This window comes from Streptomyces sp. AcH 505 (assembly GCF_000818175.1).
GTDB lineage: Bacteria > Actinomycetota > Actinomycetes > Streptomycetales > Streptomycetaceae > Streptomyces.
This window is the reverse complement of the sequence record NZ_JTIY01000001.1, coordinates 2309991-2315896: the sequence shown is the minus strand read 5'-3', so window position 1 is coordinate 2315896 and position 5906 is coordinate 2309991. Positions and strand designations below refer to the sequence as shown.

Genomic DNA, 5906 nt, shown 5'->3' with positions numbered 1-5906 from the left:
TGGGCGCCGCCGTGCCTGCCGGACTGACCGCCCGACGTCGGGGTCCCGCCCTGAGTCCCGCCCTGCGGCGCTGCGTACGCCTGCGGCGGGTGGTACGGCTGAGGTCCCGCCTGCTGCGACTGCTCAGCGCCGTACGTCTCGTACGGGGGCTGCTGCCCCCGACTGTCCGTCACCGTAACCCCCTGGGAGTCCGTGGCAGGGCCACGGGCACCGTTCGCTCCGGAAGCGGCCGACCCGGCGCCCGTGGCTCCACTCACGCTTTACTCCTCGTGCTCCCCGGCCGAAGGCTCCGTGCCCTCGACGGCATCGGCCGCTGTGGCCTCTTCGGTCCCCGGGTCATCGGTCCCGTCGACCTCTTCGGCCTCTCGGCCTGCCTCGGCGTTACGAGCGATACCGACGACGGCATCACGCTTGCCCAGGTTGATCAGTTGGACGCCCATGGTGTCACGGCCCGTCTCCCTGACTTCGTTGACTCGCGTGCGAATCACACCGCCGCTCAGCGTGATGGCGAGGATCTCATCCGTTTCCTCGGTCACCAGCGCTCCGACGAGAGACCCGCGGTCCTCCACAATCTTCGCAGCCTTGATGCCCAGGCCGCCACGGCCCTGGACGCGGTACTCCCGGATGGGGGTCCGCTTCGCGTACCCGCCGTCCGTCGCCGTGAAGACGAAGGTACCGGGCCTGACCACATTCATCGAGAGCAGTTCGTCTCCCTCACGGAAACTCATGCCCTTGACACCAGAGGTGGCACGGCCCATCGGCCGCAGGGCGTCGTCCGTCGCGGTGAACCTGATCGACTGCGCCTTACGGCTGATGAGCAGCAGATCGTCCTCGGCGGACACCAGCTCGGCGCCGATCAGCTCGTCGTCGCCACCCGCCTCCGTCTCCCGGAGGTTGATCGCGATGACACCCCCCGACCGCGGTGAATCGTAGTCCTTGAGCGGGGTCTTCTTGACCAGTCCCGCCTTGGTGGCCAGAACGAGATACGGGGCGGCCTCGTAATCCCTGATCGCGAGGATCTCCGCGATCTGCTCGTCCGGCTGGAAAGCGAGCAGATTGGCCACGTGCTGGCCGCGGGCCTCGCGTCCCGCGTCGGGCAGTTCGTACGCCTTCGCCCGGTAGACGCGGCCCTTGTTGGTGAAGAACAGCAGCCAGTGGTGGGTCGTCGACACGAAGAAGTGGTCGACGATGTCGTCCTCCTTCAGCTTCGTGCCCCGCACGCCCTTGCCGCCGCGCTTCTGCGAGCGGTAGTCGTCGGTCTTCGTGCGCTTCACATAGCCGCCGCGGCTGATCGTGACGACGATGTCCTCCTCGGCGATCAGGTCCTCGATGGACATGTCACCGTCGAAGGGCACCAGCTTGGAGCGCCGGTCGTCGCCGAACTTGTCGACGATGACGGCCAGCTCCTCGCTGACGATCTGCCGCTGCTTCTCCGGCGATGCCAGGATCGCGTTGTACTCGTTGATCTTGGCCTGAAGTTCGTCGTGCTCGGCGACGATCTTCTGCCGCTCCAGCGCGGCGAGCCGGCGCAGCTGCATCTCCAGGATCGCGTTGGCCTGGATCTCGTCGATCTCCAGCAGGCCCATCAGGCCCTCGCGCGCGGTCTCGACCGTGTCGCTGCGCCGGATCAGCGCGATGACCTCGTCGATCGCGTCGAGCGCCTTGAGCAGGCCGCGCAGGATGTGCGCCCGCTCCTCGGCCTTGCGCAGCCGGAAGCGCGTACGGCGGACGATGACCTCGATCTGGTGCGTCACCCAGTGCCGGATGAACGCGTCCAGCGACAGGGTGCGCGGCACGCCGTCCACCAGCGCCAGCATGTTCGCGCTGAAGTTGCTCTGCAGATCGGTGTGCTTGTACAGGTTGTTCAGGACGACCTTGGCGACCGCGTCCCGCTTCAGGACGATGACCAGCCGCTGGCCGGTGCGCGACGACGTCTCGTCACGGACGTCGGCGATCCCGCCGACCTTGCCGTCCTTGACCAGGTCGGCAATCTTCTGGGCGAGATTGTCCGGGTTGGTCTGGTACGGCAGTTCGGTGACGACGAGACACTGCCGGTTCTGGATCTCCTCGACGGCGACGACCGCGCGCATCGTGATCGAGCCGCGGCCCGTGCGGTACGCGTCCTCGATGCCGTTGCGCCCCACGACCAGCGCGCCCGAGGGGAAGTCGGGGCCCTTGATGCGCTCGATCAGCGCGTCGAGCAGCTCCTCGTGACTGGCCTCGGGGTGCTCCAGCGCCCACTGCGCACCGGCCGCTACCTCGCGCAGGTTGTGCGGCGGGATGTTGGTCGCCATCCCGACCGCGATCCCGGCGGAGCCGTTGACCAGCAGGTTCGGGAAACGGGCCGGCAGCACGACAGGCTCTTTGTTACGGCCGTCGTAGTTGTCGGTGAGGTCGACGGTGTCCTCGTCGATGTCCCTGACCATCTCCATGGACAGCGGCATCATCTTGCACTCGGTGTACCGCATGGCGGCGGCCGGGTCGTTGCCGGGAGAGCCGAAGTTGCCGTTGGAGTCCACCAGCGGCATCCGCATCGACCACGGCTGCGCCAGGCGCACCAGCGCGTCGTAGATCGACGAGTCACCGTGCGGGTGGTACGTACCCATGACGTCACCGACGACGCGGGCGCACTTGTAGAAGCCCTTCTCGGGCCGGTAGCCGCCGTCGTACATCGCGTACAGCACGCGGCGGTGCACGGGCTTGAGACCGTCCCGTACGTCCGGCAGCGCTCGCGAGACGATGACGGACATCGCGTAGTCGAGGTACGAGCGCTGCATCTCCGTCTCGAGCCCGACCGGCTCGACGCGCAGGGCCAGACCCTCCACCTGCACCGTCTCCGAGACGACAGGGGAGCCGGGCATACCGGGGGTCGGGCTCGCCGACGAGTCAGGCGTACCCGCCTCGTCGGCGTTGTCAGCGTTGTGGGGGGCGTTGTCGTCGGCCATTGCTGGTCAATGTTCCTTTCGGCCTTGTCGAATCCGTCAGCTGAGGCCGACTCAGATGTCGAGGAAGCGGACGTCCTTGGCGTTGCGCTGGATGAAGGAGCGCCGGGCCTCGACGTCCTCGCCCATCAGCACCGAGAACAGGTCGTCGGCCTGGGCCGCGTCGTCCAGGGTGACCTGGCCGAGCACCCGGTGGTCGATGTCCATCGTGGTGATCCGCAGTTCCTCTGCGTTCATCTCGCCCAGACCCTTGAAGCGCTGGATCGAGTTCTCGCGGACCCGCTTGCCGTTCTGCTTGCCCAGCTCGATCAGGGCGTCGCGCTCCCGGTCGGAGTAGGCGTACTCGAAGTCGTCCCTGCCCCAGCCGATCTTGTAGAGCGGCGGCCGGGAGAGATACACATGGCCGGCCTCGACCAGCGGGCGCATGAAGCGGAACAGGAACGTCAGCAGCAGCGTGTTGATGTGCTGTCCGTCGACGTCGGCGTCCGCCATCAGGATGATCTTGTGATAGCGGAGCTTCTCGATGTCGAAGTCCTCGTGCACACCCGTGCCGAAGGCCGAGATCAGCGCCTGCACCTCGGTGTTCTGCAGGATCTTGTCGATCCGCGCCTTCTCGACGTTCAGGATCTTGCCGCGGATGGGCAGGATCGCCTGGTACATCGGGTTACGGCCGGACTTCGCCGAGCCGCCGGCGGAGTCACCCTCGACGATGAAGATCTCGCACTTCGACGGGTCGTTGGACTGACAGTCGCTCAGCTTGCCGGGCAGCGAGGCGCTCTCCAGCAGCCCCTTGCGACGGGTCAGGTCCCGCGCCTTACGGGCGGCGACCCGGGCCGTGGCGGCCTGGATCGACTTGCGGATGATGTCCGCCGCCTCGTTCGGGTTGCGGTCGAACCAGTCCGTCAGATGCTCGTGCACGATCTTCTGCACGAACGTCTTCGCCTCGGTGTTGCCAAGCTTGGTCTTCGTCTGGCCCTCGAACTGCGGCTCGCCCAGCTTCACCGAGATGATCGCCGTCAGACCCTCGCGGATGTCCTCGCCGGCGAGGTTGTCGTCCTTCTCGCGCAGGAACTTCTTCTCGCGCGCGTAGCGGTTGACCAGACCGGTCATCGCCGCGCGGAAGCCCTCCTCGTGCGTACCGCCCTCGTGCGTGTGGATCGTGTTGGCGAAGGAGTACACACCCTCGCTGTACTGCGCGTTCCACTGCATCGCGATCTCGACCGAGAGCAGCCGGTCCTTGTCCTCGGCCTCGATGTCGATGACCGTCGGGTGGATCAGCTCGCCCTTGCGGGAGTTCAGGTACTTCACGAAGTCGACGATGCCGCCCTCGTAGAAGTACGTCACCGTACGGGCCTGCTGCTCGGCAGCGGCCTCCTCGGCCGCCGCGTCGGCGCCCGCGACGTCCGCGGCCACCGCCGCCTTCGCCGACTCGCGCTCGTCCGTCAGCGTCAGCGTCAGGCCCTTGTTGAGGAAGGCCATCTCCTGGAAGCGGCGCGACAGCGTCTCGAACGAGTACTCGGTCGTCTCGAAGACGTCGGGGTCGGCCCAGAACGTGACGGTCGTGCCCGTCTCGTCCGTCTCCTCGTTCTGCGCCAGCGGAGCCGTCGGAACGCCGAGCTTGTAGTCCTGCGTCCAGCGGTGTCCCTCGGTCTTGACCTCGACGGACACCCGCGAGGACAGCGCGTTGACGACCGAGACACCGACGCCGTGCAGACCACCGGAGACGGCGTAGCCGCCGCCGCCGAACTTGCCGCCCGCGTGCAGCACCGTCAGCACGACCTCGACGGCCGGCTTGCCTTCGGACGGCACGATGCCGACGGGGATACCGCGGCCGTTGTCGATCACGCGCACCCCGCCGTCGGCGAGGATCGTCACGTCGATGGTGTCCGCGTGCCCGGCGAGCGCTTCGTCGACGGAGTTGTCGACGACCTCGTACACCAGGTGATGAAGGCCACGCTCACCGGTCGAGCCGATGTACATACCGGGCCGCTTGCGGACCGCGTCCAGCCCTTCCAGCACGGTGATCGCACTGGCGTTGTACGAGGCAGTCACCTCGCCGTGCTCGCCGGTCGCAGCGGACGGTGTCTTCTCATGGGGGTTGCCGGAATCGGCCACGAAGCGCCCTTTCTGGCACAGCGCAGGCCGTTCTCCGTGCAAGCGGGAGCGGCTGCGTCGTTCGGCTTGTGTCAGCATCTGTTGACGGTTCCCGCAAGCACAGCGGGATTTACCATCAGTCTACCGGTAGCGCCGACCCGAATGGGGGTTTGCGGGTACCTGAGTCCGCATGTGCCGCCCTGAATCAGCGCCCTCCGACTCCCCATATTCGGGACGGGGCTCCAAGAGGCTCACACGGGCATTGAGCGCTTCGCACTGTCAACCTCTCGCCACGGTGAGGGACGCCTCAATCTTCCCGGGCGTCTTCCCAGGTCACACAGGGGTCGCCGGGCGAAGCCGACGGCGGTCGGAGGTCGGCGGGGGCGGCAGGGCCGGCGGCCGGCTCAGCCGTACGTGTCGCCGGGGCCCTTGCTGCCCGGCGCGCGGAGCCGGCCGTAGCGCTGCGGCGGTCCCTGCGGGCCGAGCACCTTGATCACGCGTACGGTTCCGTGCCCCAGGTCCTCGTTCAGCCGGGCCACCAGCCGGGGCGTCAGCAGCCGCAGCTGCGTCGCCCAGGCCGTCGAGTCGCACTGCACGGTCAGGATCCGCTCGTCCTCGTCGTAGCGCTCCGGCACACAGTGGTTGGCGACGTCGCCCCCGACGATCTGCGGCCACCGGCCCATCACGCCGCCGACCGCGGCCGGGGTCTCCCAGCCGCGCTCCGTGATCAGCCGGTTGATCGCCGCGCCCAGCGGCAGCGGGTCACGCCCGTCCGCACGCGCCCCGGAGCGCAGCCCGCCGCCCCTGCGCGAGTCCTTCTTCTGCTGGGCCGCCGCCCCGCGGGCGCGGGCCTGCTCCTTCGCCGCGCGC

At 67.9% G+C, this 5906-nt stretch carries 3 protein-coding genes; all 3 read right to left on the bottom strand.

The genetic code is table 11. From position 1 onward, the window contains the following. Positions 1–260: 260 nt before the first annotated feature. Complete coding sequence (gene gyrA / locus HY68_RS10670) at positions 261–2861, bottom strand: DNA gyrase subunit A (RefSeq protein ID WP_041995647.1); 2601 nt, start codon at positions 2859–2861, stop codon at positions 261–263. A 135-nt stretch (positions 2862–2996) separates the two neighbouring features. Beyond that, complete coding sequence (gene gyrB, locus HY68_RS10665) at positions 2997–5135, bottom strand: DNA topoisomerase (ATP-hydrolyzing) subunit B (RefSeq protein WP_041987409.1); 2139 nt, start codon at positions 5133–5135, stop codon at positions 2997–2999. 305 nt (positions 5136–5440) lie between these two features. Then, positions 5441–5906 (bottom strand): DciA family protein (locus HY68_RS10660; protein ID WP_041987408.1); only part of this gene is annotated, 466 nt, incomplete at its 5' end.

Excerpts from the sequence above, each read along its gene's own strand:
- gyrB (WP_041987409.1), bottom strand. The coding sequence starts at position 5,135 with ATGCTGACACAAGCCGAACGACGCAGCCGCTCCCGCTTGCACGGAGAA.
- gyrA (WP_041995647.1), bottom strand. The coding sequence starts at position 2,861 with ATGCCCGGCTCCCCTGTCGTCTCGGAGACGGTGCAGGTGGAGGGTCTG.